At 57.8% G+C, this 14,662-nt stretch carries 17 protein-coding genes; 5 read left to right on the forward strand and 12 right to left on the reverse strand.

From position 1 onward, the window contains the following. Window positions 1–73: 73 nt before the first annotated feature. Entirely contained in the window at window positions 74–319 is a 246-nt protein-coding gene (locus GA0061101_RS39520) for a hypothetical protein (RefSeq protein WP_167669588.1), read from the reverse strand. Next, window positions 316–960, reverse strand: a complete 645-nt coding sequence (locus tag GA0061101_RS23470) for a M15 family metallopeptidase (protein WP_092575115.1) — start codon at window positions 958–960, stop codon at window positions 316–318. The genes GA0061101_RS39520 and GA0061101_RS23470 overlap by 4 nt, the downstream gene beginning before the upstream one ends. A 95-nt stretch (window positions 961–1,055) precedes the next feature. Between GA0061101_RS23470 and GA0061101_RS23475 the strand changes: the two genes are divergently transcribed. The 3 genes from GA0061101_RS23475 (at window position 1,056) to GA0061101_RS23485 (ending at window position 2,862) form a co-directional block, all read left to right on the forward strand. Next, window positions 1,056–1,298 carry a DUF4160 domain-containing protein gene (locus tag GA0061101_RS23475; protein WP_092575117.1) on the forward strand — a complete coding sequence of 81 codons (243 nt, stop codon included), beginning with the start codon at window positions 1,056–1,058 and terminating at the stop codon, window positions 1,296–1,298. Between the two features lie 14 nt (window positions 1,299–1,312). Next, on the forward strand, window positions 1,313–1,792 hold the full coding sequence (locus GA0061101_RS23480; RefSeq protein ID WP_092575118.1) for a helix-turn-helix domain-containing protein: 480 nt from the start codon (window positions 1,313–1,315) through the stop codon (window positions 1,790–1,792). 200 nt (window positions 1,793–1,992) lie between these two features. After that, window positions 1,993–2,862, forward strand: a complete 870-nt coding sequence (locus tag GA0061101_RS23485; protein WP_092575120.1) for a DUF6615 family protein — start codon at window positions 1,993–1,995, stop codon at window positions 2,860–2,862. A gap of 129 nt (window positions 2,863–2,991) precedes the next feature. On the opposite strand, the gene GA0061101_RS23490 is transcribed toward GA0061101_RS23485, so the two are convergent. The 3 genes from GA0061101_RS23490 to GA0061101_RS23500 are packed head-to-tail and all read right to left on the reverse strand — an operon-like array spanning window position 2,992 to window position 4,815. Next, window positions 2,992–4,149 carry a phage late control D family protein gene (locus GA0061101_RS23490; protein WP_092575121.1) on the reverse strand — a complete coding sequence of 386 codons (1,158 nt, stop codon included), beginning with the start codon at window positions 4,147–4,149 and terminating at the stop codon, window positions 2,992–2,994. 2 nt (window positions 4,150–4,151) lie between these two features. Then, window positions 4,152–4,364, reverse strand: coding sequence for a tail protein X (locus GA0061101_RS23495; RefSeq protein ID WP_092575122.1), 213 nt, complete (start codon window positions 4,362–4,364; stop codon window positions 4,152–4,154). 4 nt (window positions 4,365–4,368) lie between these two features. Continuing rightward, on the reverse strand, window positions 4,369–4,815 hold the full coding sequence (locus tag GA0061101_RS23500) for a phage tail protein (protein ID WP_245297554.1): 447 nt from the start codon (window positions 4,813–4,815) through the stop codon (window positions 4,369–4,371). A 171-nt stretch (window positions 4,816–4,986) separates the two neighbouring features. Here GA0061101_RS23500 and GA0061101_RS23505 point away from each other — a divergent pair, with 171 nt between their 5' ends. Continuing rightward, window positions 4,987–6,243 (forward strand): MFS transporter, encoded by a 1,257-nt coding sequence (locus GA0061101_RS23505; protein ID WP_092575125.1) that lies wholly within the window; start codon window positions 4,987–4,989, stop codon window positions 6,241–6,243. A gap of 50 nt (window positions 6,244–6,293) precedes the next feature. On the opposite strand, the gene GA0061101_RS23510 is transcribed toward GA0061101_RS23505, so the two are convergent. From GA0061101_RS23510 to GA0061101_RS23525, 5 genes are all read right to left on the reverse strand, one after another. Next, window positions 6,294–8,462 carry a phage tail tape measure protein gene (locus GA0061101_RS23510; RefSeq protein WP_092575127.1) on the reverse strand — a complete coding sequence of 723 codons (2,169 nt, stop codon included), beginning with the start codon at window positions 8,460–8,462 and terminating at the stop codon, window positions 6,294–6,296. Further along, window positions 8,459–8,590: a hypothetical protein gene (locus GA0061101_RS40770; RefSeq protein ID WP_280951439.1), complete on the reverse strand. Its 132-nt coding sequence runs from the start codon at window positions 8,588–8,590 to the stop codon at window positions 8,459–8,461. The genes GA0061101_RS23510 and GA0061101_RS40770 overlap by 4 nt, the downstream gene beginning before the upstream one ends. A gap of 17 nt (window positions 8,591–8,607) precedes the next feature. Then, window positions 8,608–8,859, reverse strand: a complete 252-nt coding sequence (locus GA0061101_RS23515; RefSeq protein WP_092575128.1) for a phage tail assembly protein — start codon at window positions 8,857–8,859, stop codon at window positions 8,608–8,610. Between the two features lie 75 nt (window positions 8,860–8,934). Next, window positions 8,935–9,447 carry a phage major tail tube protein gene (locus GA0061101_RS23520; RefSeq protein ID WP_092575130.1) on the reverse strand — a complete coding sequence of 171 codons (513 nt, stop codon included), beginning with the start codon at window positions 9,445–9,447 and terminating at the stop codon, window positions 8,935–8,937. A gap of 16 nt (window positions 9,448–9,463) precedes the next feature. Next, window positions 9,464–10,927: a phage tail sheath protein gene (locus GA0061101_RS23525; RefSeq protein WP_167669589.1), complete on the reverse strand. Its 1,464-nt coding sequence runs from the start codon at window positions 10,925–10,927 to the stop codon at window positions 9,464–9,466. A 159-nt stretch (window positions 10,928–11,086) separates the two neighbouring features. On the opposite strand from GA0061101_RS23525, the gene GA0061101_RS23530 reads away from it, so the two are divergent. Beyond that, entirely contained in the window at window positions 11,087–11,266 is a 180-nt protein-coding gene (locus GA0061101_RS23530) for a hypothetical protein (protein ID WP_092575132.1), read from the forward strand. Window positions 11,267–11,278: 12 nt separating this feature from the next. Here the strand turns inward: GA0061101_RS23530 and GA0061101_RS23535 are convergent, their stop codons facing one another. Beyond that, on the reverse strand, window positions 11,279–11,875 hold the full coding sequence (locus GA0061101_RS23535; protein ID WP_092575134.1) for a hypothetical protein: 597 nt from the start codon (window positions 11,873–11,875) through the stop codon (window positions 11,279–11,281). Window positions 11,876–11,884: 9 nt separating this feature from the next. Next, window positions 11,885–14,662 (reverse strand): phage tail fiber repeat family protein, encoded by a 2,778-nt coding sequence (locus tag GA0061101_RS23540; protein WP_092575136.1) that lies wholly within the window; start codon window positions 14,660–14,662, stop codon window positions 11,885–11,887.

A 14,662-nucleotide genomic window follows, 5' to 3' on the forward strand; every position in this document is an offset into this window, starting at 1 on the left:
GGGGCGGTCATGTGCTACAAGGTAGCTGTTGGTTTCTGGACGCGGATCGATCGGCACCAGAAGGTCGCACGGCTCAATCGCCTTGGCCGTCGGGCTGCACGCAGCCACCGAGCAACAGGCACAAATCAGCATCGTCAGCCTGAATAGCTTGTTCATCGATCTTTTGTCCGTCTTTGAGGATGGTGACGCGGCCCGCTTGAAGCGTTGCCACGATCTCGGCTATGGCCGCATGTCTGCCGGCCAGATAGGCGGGCGCAATCGCCAAGGCGGCACCGATCACGATGCCGCCGCCGATCTTAATATAGTCGAATGGCGTCATGAGAGCTTCCGCCACGCGAGATAGACTGTGAGAACAACAACGATCAGCGCGATAGCCATCCGCAGCCAATCGCCGGAAGAGAGATCGCCCTGTTGCGCCGAAACGATTTCGACGGCCTTCACAAGCGGCTCTTGAGCGACAGGTGCCGCCGCACCCATGCCACCGGCAACGAGCGCGACGGCCTTGGATTTGGCTCGCGTCTCCGTCTCCGCCGTGTACTTGGCACCAGCAACCGGCCCCTTCGAAGGATATTGCTTCCAAGGCAATTGCCAGTGGGGGCCATCCTTGAATGTCTTCCAGTCTCCGCCCCACTCGATAGCAATGCGGAGTTCCTTCGCCGCCTGTTTCATGGCCTTGACGATCTTGTGGTAAAGCGGCCAATCCCAAGAGACCGAGCCGTTGACGACGGGCGCAAGATCGACCGCATGGCCATAGCCATTCTCCGCGCGCAGATGCCGCGAATTCATCGTCGTGGATGCGCCGGATGTGACCATCTCTTTTTGGCGTCCAATGTCGCGGACGCCCTCAAGCACGGTGAAATCAACCTCCGTGATCTGGATTGCACGACGGACGACGCGCACAAGATCGGGGTGAACGCCAATAAGGCGCGAATTGCTTCGCGCCGACAGCGTGTAAGCCATAGTCTCTCTCCATATTTTGGGGGTAAAAATTGCACCATATAACTTTACATGGTGCATAATATGCCCTATGTTTCCCCCATCGAAGTGAGGGGCATATGGGCAAGCTGGTTCAAATCGGAAACATCGTCATTCGGGTTTACGCGAACGACCATTTGCCGCCGCACTTCCATATCATCACCCCCAATGGGGATGCCTTGGTGGACATCGAAACGCTGGAAATCCTACGCGGCAAGCTGGCGCACAAGGCACGAGACACCGCCCTTGGATGGGCGCACAAGAACAAGGCGGCTATCGCCGCCGAATGGAACCGGACCAATCCCCGCTTTCCCATCGCTTGAGGAAGGAAACGAAAATGGACATGCCGCGCATCGAAAGTGTAACGCCAGCGTCAAACATGACGCTGGAAATTCAATGGAAGGGTGCCCCGGCATCCACCGCAAATCTCGTAGGCTGGATTGCGACCGGCGGCGAACTGCTCGCCCCACTTAAGTCGCCCGATGTCTGGAAAACCGCGACCGTTTCAGACTATGGCGCAACAGTCGAATGGGCCGGCGACGATCTGGCGATTGATGCCTTTCACCTTTTCCAAATCGCGGAAGATCAGCGCGATTTCGCGGTTGAGGATCTGCGCAGATGGCAGGAAGAAATTGGGCTTTCCAACAACGAGGCGGCGGATTTCCTTGGCGTCAGTCTGCGCACATGGAAAAACTACCGCGCGGGTGCACCGGTCAGCCATGCCGTCAAGATGCTGCTGCGCGCGAGCCAACGCGATCCGCTGTTAATGCACGCTCATTACCGGCCGCGCCAGACCGGCAGGCCGAAAGCTGCCTAGCCGCCCCGGCGGGCTCTCTGGCTAACGCAACCAAAGACGACGAAAATAACGTATCGGATGGGCATCCCCTGGCCCCCTAGAAAAATAGTGGCCCAACAGCACAATTGACGTGAGTATTCCGCGATCATAATGGGACGCTAACCGATTGCAAATTTTACACACACAACTGAATATTCAGATTGTTAATATCGGGAGAAAGCATGATTTCCTTGCTCCACACACTGTTGGAACTCGGCCACTCCACCTCGCAGAACTTGGAATTCGCTCATTCGCCCGATGTAAAGGTCAGCTACGGAGAAGAGACGATTACTGAAACGAATTTGCTGGAGATCAGGCGGCGCCATCCGCACAAAGTGACACTGCTGACATTTTCAAAATCGCAGGAAAGCAAGAACACCGGGGCCGACTGGGAGTGGCATATTATCGGAAAAGTCTACACGCTGAAGATGCGCGTACAAGCCAAGAGAATTCATAAGGCCGGCGGAATTGGAAACCTGAGGCAGATGGGCAAAGGAGCCGCCAAACCGCAGATAGATTTGCTCATTGAAGATGCAAAAGCGAACGGTCTCTTTCCTGCATACTGCTTTTATTGCGCCGAACCCCAAAGGTCTTACTGGGTGAAGGGAACCGTAGAAGAAGAAGCCGAAGCGTTCGAAACCGGTTGCCTGATTGCGGACGCTGAAACTGTGAAATCACAAACGCCAAAAAAACTTGATGAGATCGAAAACGATACCGTTCCCTGGCATTTTTTGTGTGCGAGACACAAGTTCTCATCGAGTCGAGGCCCCTATATTAGGCGATTTCAGGAAGACGTTCCGATTGAGCGATATGTCGGGCAATTTGTAGAAGAAGTCATCCCGTCCTATGAAGAGCGCGCGACCAATATTGGACTGCCTACGATCTTCCAGCTGAACGACAGGCGCTCTAGGCTTGACGAGAGAAAAGGGATATCCCGCACGCCTGAGGTCGTCGATAAAGAGATCATTCCAGAGGATTTTGAAAGGCGCGGAATAACCAGATTTTTAAGGATCGACATGCGGAAACCCGATCTGTTTGCGATAAGAGCCTGACCATCCGACTTATCAAGGCTAAGGCGACGCAGGCCGTCACATCGACGGACATTTGTATCCAGAAACATTATAGAATGGCTACGTTGGACCGAAAGCGGAAATGAACAAGCCACGCTGACGCTCCAACGACTAGTTCTCGTCCGTTCGTCCGAACCGGCGCGGCGTTAGGAATGCGGAAGGCGTGGCCGGCGTGCCCGGCGCGCTGTTCGGTGCAACCTTGCCGCCGGCATCGGATGAGCCGGACGAGCCACCGTTTTCACTCTGTCCGCCGCCCTCGCCTTCGGTCCCCGACTTACCGTCGTATAGCCGCCCGGAAACATCAACCTCAAAGCCTGATGTCTTTGTGTATTTGGAGCGCACCGTCTTGATGATGTAGGGCACGCCGTCCAGTCCAGGGCGAACTTGCGCGAACAGAAGCGGCAAGCCGGCCTCTATGTCGGCATCGCCTAGCACCGTCACCGAAACCGCGCCCTCCCCGCGCGCAAGCTCTTTCGCCTTGGCGCGAGCCGCCTTGTCGGCTTCGGCAGGCGAGGAAAAGGCTTCGGGAATGCGGTAAACGCTGTCGCCATCGGCATCCGCTTCGGCCTCGATTTCGACACGCTTCGCCTTGTCGGCATCCTGATAGTAGGAGACAACCTTGCTGTATTTCGTGCGGTCGTTGATATCGACTTTCAGCGTGCCGGTTTTGATGACGGACGGCGTGAGGATGATCGAGCCGAGCGACGAGCCGGAAGCCGACAGGCCAGAGCCGCGCCGGGCAAACAATAGTCGCCCCTGCTTGATGGCGAACAGGGCGTTATGCCGATCTGCGAGCCGCCGCAGGAAATGGATGTTCGTCTCGTCTTGCTGGCCTATCCAGTCGTAAGTATGCCCGGCAAGGTCGCCGTCTACGGCTGGCGTCAATCCGCTTTCGCCGGCAATCTCCGCAATGATGTCGCCGAGCGTGGCCTTGTCCCATGCCCGTTCCTGCCGTTCTTTCAACTTGCCGCTGCGCAGGTCCGCCGCCTTGCCGGAAATCGACATTTTATAAGGCAGGCAATCGAGGCTGATCTTGTCAGCCGTGAATTGCCCCTTCGGAGTGAGGTTGTTGCCGTAGCCCATTTTGACCGAGATCACGGCACCCTTGCGCGGCAGGGCGAGGAAATTCGGCGGGCCGTCGTTCAGCTCGATATCGACCGTATCGGACTTCAACCCCTCTTCATCCGTCACCGTGACGGAAATCAGCCGTTCATAGAATTGCCCCGCGACGGGAACGCCATCGACGGTAATTTCAACACGAGGATGCATGTTCAATCCCATAGCCTTGTTAGACGATGTTCCGCGCTCACGCTCGGCATTTCCGGCATCAAAATTTGCGTGCCGAACGGCAAGACCGGGCCGAGGCCAGCAAGCCCCGGATTGACGGCAAGCACCGCCTCGACAACCCCGGACGTTCGTCCGTAGTGAGAGAGGCAGGCGATATCGACCGTCTCGCCCTGTCGCGTTGTGTAAGTCTTTGCCATGCGATCACCGGAAAAGTTCGGAGAGGAAAGAGGTCGCGCTATCGACCACCCCGCCGGCACTCGTCGCTGTCTCCGCCCGAATTCGCTTTAGCGAGATGACATAGGCATTGCGACGGGCCACGCCGCTGGCATCGTGAAAAGACATATCTTCCTCGACAGACTGCACCGTAAACATGCCGCGAATGACGCCCTCTATTGCGTCACCACTGACCAGCATCATTTCCGTGCCGGCCAATTGTGCGGCGATGATGCCGTCGAGTTGCGATTGCCCGCCGAATTCTTCAGGAAACAAGACACCCTGAATCGTCACTTCGTCGGACGTTGGCCCGGTCCATTGCTGCGGATTGAGGGTTTGGCCCACGGAAATCTCAACCCAAGGCGTATTCACCTTGCGCTTGATACCCTGATAGCCAAAACCCAACGCCTCGAAGGCGTAGCCTCCGAGCATCATCGATGCTACACTCGTCATGGTTTACCTAAAATTGAAGTGTTGAGGGTTGTGAATGTCGCAAAGTGCGCAGGTCTGGGCCAAGCAGAAAAGCGCGTGGCCCAGGCGGATTGCGATGGGGGTCGCGGTTGCTGTTGGCATCTATGCCTATCAACATGACGAAGCTCGATATTGATGATGATCGCTTTGCATCGGTTGCCTGATAGCCTCGCGCCGCTCACTGTGCCGAAACTGCGACGACTGCTCCTCGCACAGATTCCTTCCGACCTAGCCGATTGGTTGGACTTTGTGGCGTTGAGCGCATTGGTGGCATTCCAATGGCAGCTTGGACCCCTAGCGGTTGCAAGTTTAACATTGGCGCTAGCGTTGCCGTATGTCGTTCTCGCCCCCGCCGTTGGCGTATTGGTAGATCGAGCCGATCAGCGAATGCTGCTGGTAGCGAGTAACGTGATACGCGCCATTTCAACGGCGGCATTTGTTCTCGCGCCAAATCTCGTTGTGCTCCTTGTATGCGTCGTCATCAAATCCAGCGCCGACGCATTGTTCACGCCGGCAAAGCAGGCGGCAATTCCACTTCTTGCGACCCGTGACCGATTGTTTGCGGCGAATAGTCTCAGCCACGTCATTAATCAGCTGACCAAGATTGTCGGTCCAGCGTTGGGTGGAATTCTGACTGTATTTCTCGACCTGCAACAAATCTTCTTGGTGAACGCTGGCCTGTCGCTGATCGCGGCCCTGGTCCTCTTTGGTTTACCTGGTGGTTTGCGCACAGATCGCAGTGGAACCACTAAGGGAAAATTTGGCCAGGAGTTTGCCGACGGCCTGAGACACATTCGCCGCAAGCCAGTCCTGGCTACCGCCATTGTGGCAATGGCTCTCGGATATTTTCTAATCTTCCTTTACGATGGTTTGATCGCACTCCTGGTGAAGGAGATCGGACTTTCGAGCGCCTTGCTCGGAGCTTCCGTTGCATCCGCAGGAGCAGGCGGAGTAATTGGCGCTTTGCTTCTAGGGCAGTTCTTCGGACACCGCGATCCTATTCAGCTGATGATCGGTTCGGGCATTTTTGGAGGCCTGTTAATTGCATTGATGGGACACGTCGGACGCGGTGATATCGAGATTTCTGCTGTAAGTTTTTGTGTACTCCTGTTTGCCACGGGTTTGGCCAGCGCCGGCTTTTTTGTCCCTTACCGTGTAGTGCTGCAGAAGGAGACACCGCTTGAGCTTTTGGGGCGCGTTGCCGCAGTTGGCGAGGGACTTAGTGCGATGGCGATGATGACTGCCCCTCCACTTGGAGCCGCGCTGGCGGAATATGCTGGAATATCTGCTCCTTATTTGATCAGCGGCTATGCCACAGCCTTTCTGGCATGTTGGTTGATCATTGTAAGACGGCGGATCGGGACGAAAGGTAAAGATGCTGACGCCAATTGATCGGGGCTAGCCTCAAGTCTGCCCCACTTACAGACCGGCCCTCGTTTCCTTTAATCGCTGAATTGTGCATCCGCAGCATTCTTGATAGCAGCCCCCAATTGCCCAACGATAGCACTTGCCGCCGCCTGCGGGTCGGAAACGCCGGTAATTGAGATGGGAGCATGAACCGTCACGTTAGGCGGTTGCTGATTCACTACCCGAACATCTTGTGTCCCGCTCGGCCTCACCATCTCGGCAATGGATGACGCATCGATACGGGCGGTTATCAATTCAAGATCGTCCGCCGTCTTTCCGGGCAAGGTTTCTGTTGTTGACCCGCCAAACCCGGCAGCACGGGCAGAGCGTGCGCTGTCCATCGCAGTTTGCGCGTAGACACCAGCCGAAGCCGGGCCATTTTCTGTCGTGACGAACGACTTCAGATACGACCCAATGGTATGCAACGCATCGTCCGGGCCGGGCAGCCAAGCCTTTCCCTGTTTGTAGAACGTGTCGCCGGTATAGCTTTGCTTGCCAAGCTCCCACGCTCCCGCCCCTGCCATGCCCAATATTCCAAGACGCGCAAAACCTTTGAGCATGGCCGACCAGCCGCCAAGCAACCCGGTAGCAGCACCGCCCGCCGCCGCGCCGGTTGCGGCGGTTGCCGCCACGCCTCCCGCAGTCGCCGTTCCACCACCGACAAGCGCGGCGATGGAACCAACCGTCTTGAGTGCACCAAGCAACGTGCTTGCACCCGACAGCAGAAACATCGCGCTTGCGAGCTTGCGGACAGTTCCGGCGAGAAAGGCAAAGCCAGCGCCCCACAACATGAGCTTGAAACCATAGCCCGACATTCCCGCGAAGAACTTGGCTATAGGGTTTTCACGAATGGCGTCTGTCAACTCACGGATGGACGAACCCCATTCCTTCGCCTTCATAAAGAAGCGGCCAAGGTTCTCGCCCGCGTTCGGATCGACCGGCCCAAGCATCAGGTCGCTAACATCGTTGACCAGTTCGCGAATACCTCCGTCATAGCCAAAGCCTTTGGCAAAGCCCTGCGCGCCGACCTTGATCTGATCGAAGATCGTCGCCCGGCTCCCGAGCGTGTCCAGCACGTCGCTGATCGCCTGCGCGCCTTCGCGGATTGTGGGCAACATGCCGTCGCCAACCTCCCAGAAGATATTCGATACCTTGTTGCCCAAAAGCTCGAGCGTGTTGCCCGTGGTGCTGGCACGCTGCTTATACTCATTCATTGCGGAGCCGGCATATTTCGTGCGGTCGCTGACACTGGCAAGCGCATCGTCCAGCAGCTTGACATTGCCGAGTAGCGGAATGAATGCCTTCGCCTCGTCGCCGAAGAAATCCGAGACGATGGAAATCTGTTGATCCTTCGGAGCCTTGGCGATGGTGGCGAGAACCTTTTTCAGAGCGCCGGGCGCATCCTTTTGCATCTGCTTGGCGATCTGCGGCAAATCAAGGCCAAGCCTTGCCGCAGCATCGCGCTGCCCCTTTTTCGCCGACGCGCCACGCGTCAGGGCCTTCGTGACGTTCTGCATTGCGGTTGCGGCAACTTCCGGCTCCGCGCCGGCTGCAATCATGGCGCTGCCGATGCCGGCAACCTGTTCTTTGGTGAAGCCGGCGATTTTGCCGAGCGCACCAACACGCAGCATGAAGTCCGTAATTTCGGACGCCTTGCTAGCCATGTTGTTCGATAGATGGTTCATGACATCGGCGAGGTCGCCGGTTTCGGCAACCGTCAAACCGAACTGCGTTTTCAGTTTAGCCAGGCTAGAACCGGCCTTTTCAGCCGTGATATCGAAAGCGATGCCGACACGGGACGCCATCTCGGCAAAGCCCTGCAAATCCTGCGTTGCGATGCCGGATTCGCCGGCAGCGGCATAGAGAGCTGCAATGTTGTTGGCGGACATCGGGATTTCGCCGGACATGCGCCTGATATTACGGCGCATGTTCTCGAACTGCTCGCTGGACGCATCGACCACCTTTTTGACATCGGCAAAAGCGGACTCGAACTTGATCGCCTCGCCCGCCGTTGCCCGCAAGCCCTCCCTCACACCAAGATAGCCAGCACCAAATGCGACGGCCTGTCCGACCATGCTACGGATGGGTGCGAAGGTCGCCCGCTGCTGTGCCCGAAGACCGTTTAGGGCGTTGGTGATATGCTTGGCGCGAGCCGTCACATCGTCCAGCAGCGAGACGCGCAGGGTGCTTTGAAGTGTAGTCATGATGTTCCCTCCATCGTATCGCGCAAGGCACGAGCCTTATCGAAATAGGCGAGCAGTTTTTCAGGTGACCACCGCTCGATGACATCGAGCGGCGTGTGCGCGAAACGGGCAACGAACAGGGCGACCAAACGCCAATCGTGCTGATTTATGCGTTTCCCAACAAATCCTTCGTCGCGTCGAGAATGCGACGATAGTCAGCAGCGCAGATTTTCTTGAAGGCCGGAATAGGCACGTCGGAGATGGCAGAGAGTACGGCGACGTTCTGCGAAATCTCGCCCTTGAACTGATCGCCCGCCATGAAGTCGCCCACAGTCACCTCCCGGAAAGTCAGATCGGAATAGGACGCCTCGTTGTGGGTGACGGGCTTCGAGAGAGGGACTTTAACAGCTTCGGTCATGATGAATCCTCATAGAAAATGGCCCGCTCAAAGCGGGCCGGTTGAAGGTGGATCGTGAGGGGAAGAGGTCCGGCCCTACAGCAGCAGGGCGTTGCGGATATCGCCATATTGCGAGACACCGCCGACCTTGAAATCAAAGTCGTCCATCTCGTAGATTTCCTCGCCGTCGATTTCGAGCTTGTAGTAATTCACATCAACGGCATGATCATTTTCGGCGAGGTCGCCGGCCTTCCATGTGCCGTGATCGGGCTTGTACATCTTGCCGCGAATGGTCAGCACGGCGCTATGCGTGGTGCCATCCTCGTCCACGAGAGCACCCGTCACCATGAATGGCGTATCGACGCCCGGCTTGACGCCGTGCAGCTTCAAAATCTGCGGGTCGAGGCCCGGCATCTTGAACTTGAATTCCAGCGCCTCATAACCGAGCTGCACCTTGCGGGCTTTGATCATGCCGGCATTGCGCACGTCTTCGCGCTTGGCTTCCGGCACGGGCACGGTGATGTCACCGATTTGGCCGAGCTTGCTCACGCGGTCGGCCCACATCATGCAATCGCGCAGGATGAAGCTAGGAAGGGTCTTTTCTGCCATGTCGGAGTTTCCTTAATCAGGCGGCGAGCGAGAGCGGGCCGGTTTCGATTGCCCCATTCACCTCGTCCAGCAGCAGCCGGTAATAGAGAATGTTGCGGTGAGTGGTGACGTGGATTTGTTCCATCAGGCCGACCGGCTCAAACTCAACGTCGAGGAAGAGCTTGCCATCTGCCAGCGTCGTCGGTTCGTTGATGCTCGACAGCCAGACGCGCCCGCCAAGAATGTCGTCGTTGTTCTTGAAGACACGAAGGGCGGCATTGCCGTCCTCGATCAGCATCTTGAGGTTCGCCTTTGTGAACTTGCGGTCGACATAGAGGAAATAGAGGTCTTCCAGAGCCTCATTCACCATGTCGGCGGTCGCCCGTACGCTGTCGAACTGCCAAAGCGGGTCGTCAGTCGCGAGACGACTGCCCCATGTGCGGAAGCCGCCGCGCTCGTTGATGATGGTCGCAACCTGCTTTTCGTTCAGATAGTTGCTGTCATCCGGGTAGGAGATCGTACGGGCAACGCCATCGATCGTGCGAATGATCTTGTTGGAAACCGAGCCGGACACCCCTTCGGAGGACGCCACGACGCGGGCGCGCACCCCGGCAAAGACAGCGGCGACCGGCTTGGTGACGGGAACGCCGTTGACGTTCTTGATGGTCTTCGGATCGATGATGAGAATGCGACCGCCATTGACGGTTCGACGGAAGCGGACGGCTTCGGCATTCGTGGTGTTCGGGCCGGTGATATAGGCACGTCCGCGGATCTTCGGCAGAATGGCATTCAGTGCCGAGACATAGGGATTGGCAACATCGCCCACATTGGCGGTCGCCGCCGGCAACACCTTGTCCGCCTCGTTGCCGCCGCCCGTAAAGACGATTGTCGGCGCTTGCGACAGCTTCTTGCCCGGCTCGACAACCTGCACCGAAACCACGGTGCCGGCATTTGCGCCCGTACCCATGACGGCCTCTAGCTTGGGCAGAGCCTTGCCGGGATCGTTGCCGCCGCCGGTCGCTTCCACAATGGGCGCTTCCGAAAGCTTGGCCCCCTGCTCCGCAAGTGAAATCGAGACAACGCCTCCCTCCACCCAGGCACCGGTATTGCCTGATGTAATAGCCACGCGAGGCTGATAGCCGGTAATCGCCTTGGCCCGCAGCGCCGCGTAGATGCCGGTGCGTGCGACGGGATCGCCTATAAGGTTACTCTGCAACGTGGCAGCGTCCACGCTGTCAGCCACCCGGTTGACGATGCACCACGAACCGCCTTCGTTGAAAACCGTGGTTACGTCTTCAAGAAGGGTGCCCGCCGCGCCGAGTGCCCCTGCCTGCGGCAACGAGGTGATCAACGTGGGATAGTTCAGGGGAAAGGCGGCGGGGTCCGCATCGGGTGCGGTGCCGTTGACGAACGTGATGCCGTTACGCTGGACGCGCAACAGCGACGGGGTTTCCGCGCTTTCGACAAGTGTCACGCCATGCGCATAGGATAGGTCGGCCATGAATGGTCTCCATTAAAAATGACAGAAGATCGGTGGAAGTTTGTGCCGCCTCTCTAATTCAGAGCGGCCACGAGGAAGCAGCACGCCGAAGCGCGGCGGGCTGTGTTATCGGTCGATATTCTACTTCCGCCCTCAGCCTTTTCGAGCTAATTTGCCGATATGCTGGAACGATACGCCATTCACGAAGATGAAGACGGCACCTTTGCGATCCTCGACGCGAAGACATTCGAAGTGGTCGAGAGAGGCGGCATGGTGCTGCAAAATATGCCGTGGTATTGGGCTGAATCTCTGATCGGCCTTCTGCAAGCGCTCGACCAGCACAGCGAGTTTCCGAACTAGATCACGAGCGTTCTATCGCTGTGTCGCTGCGGTCCACATGGCATCAATTGCATCCGGGGAAAGACTGAACGAAGCCCCGATCTGCTCAAGCAGTTGGTCCGTCCGCAGAAACTCGGACGGATATTCCCAGGCATTGAGCGCCTTCGCACGCGCCTTGAGATCGGTGATTTGGTTGATAGCCGCAGTCACCTCGTCCGGCATGATGTCGTTGTCTATCAGGGCGTCACGGAACTGTCGGGGGGTGAGAGCGGGCATGGCTGCTCGCCTCTCCTCCGCCGTCATGAGATCGACCGGATTGACGATCTTCGTGCCGGTCCATTTCATTCCGTAGACCGTGCCGCCGGGACCACGGGTAAACCCGCCCGCCTCGACCGCGCTAATGCCGATAATCCTGTAATCCGGAATCTGCGAATGTTCAGGGTCCGGCTCCATTGAAACAATGTAGCCGCTATCGTCCACGGCAAGATAGAAATCGAAGGGCGGTTGCGACCTGTAAAGCTCATGCCATTCGATGTTGTCGGCATCGTAGAAGGCATAAATTCGAACCGCCTGCCCGCCCTCATGTTCAACGGTCTCGGCTCTCGCCGTGAGTTTTCCGAATTCGTGCATCGGCAATCCTTAGAATGCGAAGGCGGCAAACCAGCCGCGATTTTGAATGTAGAGTTGCAGTTGTCTGCTGCCAAAGGTCAGTTGCTCGACGCCGGACTTATAGGCCCTGCAAAGGAAATAGCCGCCATTGTTGCTATCGCCTCCGCCAGACGAGCCGGTTTTGACAGCAACCTCAATGTATCCAGCAGCGCGAGCGTCGGTGACGCAGTTCGCGCCATGGGCGGCCCCCCAATAATTGGCTCGATCCTCGATCCGCTGATTCAGGTCCCCCAGTTGCTGCGTCCAAACGACACCGCCACTCGTCACGTAGAAGTGGGCCTGTCCGCTTTGGTCCATCCAGAACAGAGTGCCCGTGCTATCGATACCGAACCGACCACGCTTCACATTAGGCCGGTGAAGCCAGAATGACGGCTCGTCCTGTTTGATTTCAAGACTGCCGGTCATAAGATCGCCCGCTCTGTTGACAGGAGCGTAACCAAGAGCCGCCTGCTTTGTGTCCAAGGTCGTTTGCAGGTTAGCTATGTCTGCTATTGCGTGTTTGTGCCCGGTATCCGACTTTTGATTGAGCGCCGCTTGCATGGCGTTCGAAACCGGCTTTGCCGCATCCGAGGTATCGTTGACGTTCCCCAAGCCCAGGGCAGTACGCTGCGCGGCATTGTTCGCGGCAGTCAGCAATGCCCTGCCCGGCGCGCTCGCATCCGTCAGGTCTGCCGATGTCAGCGTGACAGCGCCTTGCCGGCCAGCGACAGATTGCACCACGTCCGTAGGCGTGCGCAGTTCCTGCCAGTTCGCCAGCGTCGTGGCCGGCTCCGCCTGCAAGATGAAGCTCTTGTTGACATCGGTTCGGATGGCAACGTCGCCCTTTTGCACGCCGAGCGCCAACATTGCAGCCTGCGTTGCCACAACAAAGGTATCGGTGATTGCAGACGCGGGCAGCTGTGAGGCCGGGATTTTGCCACCGCCATCGAGCGAAGCATAGCCGTTGGCAGCTCCCTTGTTGGCAATGTTCTCGGCCACATAGCCAAGACTTGCCTGTTTTGCCGCAAGCAGAGCGTCAATTGTGGCCGTGCTATAGGCGTCGGCAATGCCATAACCCGACAACGTTGCTGGCTTGCCGGCGACGTCGGCAAAGTCCACAAAGCTCCAGGTCATCGACCCGGCTGCACCGCCGGCCGTCAGCACCTTTTTGGAGCTACCAATTCCTGTCGACGGCACATGTAAGTTGCCGTCGCCCGTGGGATGGACGTAGTTGTTTGCCCCCGCCGCAACGCCGCCAAGCTTGGTTTTGTCGGCAGCCGACATGAAGCCGCTGGTCGTCGCCGTAGCGTCAGGGTGTGCCCCAACGCCGCCAGCTCCGACATGGGCAGCGGCAGCAAATGCCGTCGATGCCTGCAAGGCTGCGGAACCGAGCTGTAGCGAAACACGGGCCGCGTTGGCATCGACGGCGGCGACAAGAGCGCGACCGTAGGCCGATGTCACCCCGTCATAAGCAGCCGTCCATGCGGTCGAAAAATCCGATAGATCGGCGACGGCAAGCGACAGAGCGGCCTTTGCCGCCGCTGCATCCCCCGCCTTGAGGATCGCGCGACCGGTTGCTCCGCTATCGGAAATATCGCCGGCATTTAAGGTGATAACACCCGTTTTTCCCGCAACCGAAGAAACAGCATTGAACGTCGGCACAAGCTCCCAGCGGCTCGGACCACGACGCAACTGGTCGCCGGCTGCAACCGCGCCGATATCGTCCGCGACTACATATCCGGCAATGGAGACAACCCAAAAGTCGCCCTGATTTCCCGAACCCGACGAAATGGCGGGCGTGTTTGTCTCCGCATTGTAGACGCCAAGGAAACTGCCATCGACCGGAAGAAAAGCACCGGCAATCTTGCCGTCCGGGCCGAGCGGCGCATAACCATCCGGCTTCCCCTTATTGGCCTTGTCTTCGGCATTGTACGAAAGCTTGTCCTGCTTGCCGGTCAGGAGGTTGAAGATTTCGGCTTTGGTGTGAGCGTCACCAATTCCATAGCCGCCAAGGGTCGTCGGCTTGTTGTCGATCTCCGACCATAGATGCCGATGGCGGTCATAGTCCTGCGCCTTCACATATCGGACGTCGGTATAAGCGAGATCGAGCGACATTGAGAGGTCGCTGACCATCTCGCCGCCGCCCTTCAATCCGGTCCCGGCAGTGACCGAACGCGTTTTCGGCACGGTCAGGGAAAGGACTTCACGAAGCGCGTCTTCGACCGTGGTGGACGTGAGACCGCCGCCGGCCTCGCGATAGACCCGGTCCGCCTGATAATCGATATGGGAGGTCGCCGAGATGATCCAGTTGGCGCGGATGGGATCGCCCGCACCAAAGGTTCTTTCGATATCGACGGCAAGCGAGCCGGTGTCGCGATTATAGGAAATCAACCGGCCGAGCATCACGCCATAGGGCGCATCGCGGGTCACGAGTGCCAAATAGGCCGCCGGGGAATAGCGGCGCTTGTTCGCCGAGCTGATACCGATGGTCAATGGACCGGTCTTGACTTCGATTGCAGATTTGCTTTCCGCAATGAAGACCGCCCCAAGCTGCAGATCTTCCTGCAACTGCGCAATCAGGGGCGAGACGGCTTCATCGATCCGTCTCAACCCGTTTTCCTGCAATTCCCGAACAGCCGACCGCCAATCCTTTTCAATCTCTTCCTGTCCGTGAAGGCGCAAATCGACATCTTCAAAGCGTCGGTTCCAGTAGTCAGGGTCGCCGAGATCGTCGCCGACCCTGATTTGATATTGATTCAGTCGGCGCAT

It is taken from the genome of Martinezella lusitana, from assembly GCF_900094565.1.
Lineage (GTDB): Bacteria > Pseudomonadota > Alphaproteobacteria > Rhizobiales > Rhizobiaceae > Rhizobium > Rhizobium lusitanum.